The following is a 3,473-nucleotide window of genomic DNA, read 5'->3' as shown; positions in this document are numbered from 1 at the left end:
GGTTATCTAACTCGCGGATGCCATCGTAATCGTGTCCCAGGTCAAGATCTGCTTCCTGTTCAATCGGCTTAAACTTGTTCAGCTTATGCCACACACTGATCCCGGATTTTAACCTGAATTCGGTGGCACCCGCTGTGCTTTCCTGCAATTTTGTTTTTCCCAGGAAAACGCGCAACTGGTATAACAATACAAACACCACCAGTAATTCTACAGCGATCACCCCTACCATACAATAAAAAGTAGAAGCAGACAAACCATTGTAGGGATCGGCCGTTTGCACAGCCGCAACAGGGGCTGCTGCATCCTGAGCAAACGAAGGCGCCGCCATCAACAACAAGGCAATAATGGATAGTGCCTTCAGGCTACTGCCGGCGCTTGTTTGTTGCTCATTTTCTTTCTGCTTTTTATAATAATAACCGGCGGTGCCTATTACCACATTGGCCAGCAAACCAATAGCGAGCAACAGGATAGCCATTATAATTATCATTGTTACTACAAACGGATCATACAGGGAAGATTCTTTAGGAGGATGACCGCCTCCCTCCGCCATTACAAATGGCGCTGTCAATAAAAAGGCGGCCCCTGCAGCAACTGCTTTACGCATACAATACAATGTTTTAAGGTGGTTAGTCTAAAGGAATACGGCTGATGTCATAGATCGTTTTCTTATCGCTCTTAAGCACCCATAGCAACATTACCAGGAAGAAAAGACCGAAGATGACAAACGAGGTCAGTGGATAAATGCTCACACCGGTTATTTTTTCCAAATAGTGTATAAACTTCATATAATTAGTTTTTAGCAGTTTGTTCTTTAGGCATTGCCTTTATATCTTTTCCCAGGCGTTGCAGGTAAGCGATCAGTGCTACGATCTCTGCATCTTTGGGGGTTTCAATTTTATCCATCTTTAAACTGATCCGGATGCTGTTGGCCTGCGTCATCAGGTCATTGTTCGCCTGTTTATCGTAGCCTGCAGGGTATGGCACACCCAGGGTTTGCATGGCCCTGATCTTAGCAGGTGTGCTAGCCGTATCAATTTTATTATCCAGCAACCAACTGTAGGATGGCATAATAGAACCGGGCGACATGATCCGGGGATCCATCATATGGTTGTAATGCCAGCTGTCGGGGTATTTACCGCCTACACGCGCCAGGTCGGGACCGGTTCTTTTTGATCCCCACTGGAAGGGGTGATCGTATACAAATTCACCGGCTTTTGAATATTCACCATAACGAGCCACTTCATCGCGGAGCGGACGGATCATTTGCGAGTGACATGTATAACAACCTTCGCGCACATAAATATCCCGGCCCTGCAGTTCGAGCGGTGAATAGGGTTTTACACTGGCAATGGTTGGTACATTACTTTTTACCAGGAAGGTGGGGATCATTTCAATGGCGCCGCCAATGGCTACCACGATCAAACTGAACACCAACAGGGTCATGGGTTTTCTTTCGATCCACCGGTGCCAGTGTTCACGGGCATGGTGTGTTGTTTCCTTTTGTAAAGGAGCCGCTTCACACACTTCGTCGGCAATGAAATACCCTTTAGCGGCAGTTCTAACCAGGTTATAAACCATCAACAAGGCGCCAATGAGATACAGGGTACCCCCAATACTACGGGTGATATACATCGGAATAATATGGGTCACCGTTTCCAGGAACTGGAATTTCAACTGTCCTTCTTCGGTAAAGGTCTTCCACATTTGCGCCTGGGCAAAACCGGCCCAGTATAACGGCACAGCATATAGTACAATACCGATGGTGCCCAGCCAGAAGTGGTTAGTGGCTAATTTCTTTGAGTACAGCGGTGTGCCCCACATGCGTGGCACCAGCCAGTACAACATCCCGAACGCCATAAAACCGTTCCAACCCAAACCGCCAATATGCACGTGGGCGATCGTCCAGTCGGTAAAGTGAGAAATGGCATTTACGTTTTTCAATGACAGCATGGGCCCTTCAAAAGTGGCCATACCATAGCAGGTAACGGCAACCACAAAGAATTTGAGAACTGGATCTTCGCGTACTTTATCCCAGGCGCCCCGTAAGGTAAACAACCCGTTCAACATACCGCCCCAACTGGGCGCCAGTAACATAATGGAAAAAACGGTACCAAGCGACTGCGCCCAATCGGGCAAAGCAGTATATAATAAGTGGTGCGGACCGGCCCAGATGTAAAGAAAGATCAGCGCCCAAAAGTGAATGATGGAAAGCCGGTACGAATAAACGGGTCTGTTGGCGGCTTTGGGCAGAAAATAATACATCAGGCCAAGTATGGGTGTGGTAAGAAAAAAAGCTACCGCATTGTGCCCATACCACCATTGCACAAGTGCATCCTGCACACCGGCATACCAGCTGTAGCTTTTAAAAAAGGAAACAGGGATCTCAAATGAATTAACAATATGCAGCAAGGCTACCGTTACCCAGGTGGCTATAAAAAACCAGATGGCAACGTACAGGTGACGTTCCCTTCTTTTTATAATGGTGCCAAACATATTTATCCCGAACACCACCCAAACCAGGGTAATAGCAATATCGATGGGCCATTCCAGTTCAGCATATTCCTTACCGGTGGTATATCCCAGCAACAAGGTAATGGCCGCGGCCACAATAATGCCCTGCCAGCCCCAGAAGTGAATACGGCTTAATTTATCACTGAACATGCGCGCTTTACAAAGCCGTTGCAGGGAGTAATAAACGCCGGTAAAAATACAGTTGCCAACAAATGCAAAAACGATGGCATTGGTATGCACGGGACGTACCCGGCCAAAGGTGGTGGGCGCATAGCCTAATGCGGCGCCAGGGGCGTACAATTGAATAGCCGCATACAAACCGGCCAGCATACCTACAATGCCCCAGATGGCCGTGGCCATGGCAAACCATTTAACGATCTTGTTGTCGTAATAAAACTTTTCAACTTGCATAGAGATATTCCTGGTTTGAGATTTTATAATTCAGCATCTGTTTACTGTGGGTTGTTGTTCGATTGGGTGGTACCCGGGTTATCGAATAAAATGCGCTGTGGCGGAGAGAAATCGTCATCCATTTGGCCGGATCGTATACTCCAGATAAAAGCAGCCAGAAAAATGGCAGACACCGATATACTTGCAATAAGAAGGATCACGATAGCGCTCATAACTGTAATATTTATCTTACTGCAAACATATTTTAGGGTAACAACCTGTTCAATGAGGAGCCTCAAAACAAAACCTGATTTTAATCATATGAGGGGCGGGTGATTCAGCACTTCAATAACCGCGCAGCGATATTGCCGCTGCCAAATGTTATCAGTAAAATGCTGAGCGAACTGGCCGGCATAAGAATGGCGGCGATCAGCGGCGACAGATCGCCCTGTACGGCGAAAGAAAGGCCCACTATATTATAGGCGATGGATAAAATAAAGCTGGCAATAACTATACGCTTATTGACCTTGCAAAGCCTGATAAAGGCGGAAATTTTTGAGAGTTGTCCGGCG

Annotated in this window: 5 protein-coding genes; all 5 read right to left on the bottom strand. The window is 46.9% G+C overall.

Translation table 11 applies throughout. From position 1 onward, the window contains the following. Nucleotides 1-604, bottom strand: a 604-nt coding sequence (locus ACJ751_RS02180) for a hypothetical protein (protein ID WP_407743735.1), incomplete at its 3' end; no start/stop codon positions are given. Between the two features lie 22 nt (nucleotides 605-626). Next, nucleotides 627-785, bottom strand: coding sequence for a CcoQ/FixQ family Cbb3-type cytochrome c oxidase assembly chaperone (locus tag ACJ751_RS02175; RefSeq protein WP_407743734.1), 159 nt, complete (start codon nucleotides 783-785; stop codon nucleotides 627-629). A 4-nt stretch (nucleotides 786-789) separates the two neighbouring features. Beyond that, nucleotides 790-2,922, bottom strand: coding sequence for a cytochrome-c oxidase, cbb3-type subunit I (gene ccoN / locus ACJ751_RS02170; protein WP_407743733.1), 2,133 nt, complete (start codon nucleotides 2,920-2,922; stop codon nucleotides 790-792). Between the two features lie 41 nt (nucleotides 2,923-2,963). After that, nucleotides 2,964-3,134: a cbb3-type cytochrome oxidase assembly protein CcoS gene (gene ccoS, locus ACJ751_RS02165; protein ID WP_407743732.1), complete on the bottom strand. Its 171-nt coding sequence runs from the start codon at nucleotides 3,132-3,134 to the stop codon at nucleotides 2,964-2,966. Between the two features lie 104 nt (nucleotides 3,135-3,238). Beyond that, nucleotides 3,239-3,473: hypothetical protein (locus tag ACJ751_RS02160; RefSeq protein WP_407743731.1), on the bottom strand; the 235-nt coding region annotated here is incomplete at its 5' end.

Origin of the sequence: Niastella sp. (genome assembly GCF_045805085.1) — a bacterium.
Classification (GTDB): domain Bacteria; phylum Bacteroidota; class Bacteroidia; order Chitinophagales; family Chitinophagaceae; genus Niastella.
The sequence above is the reverse complement of the archived record's forward strand: the minus strand, read 5'-3'. Positions and strand labels throughout refer to the sequence as shown.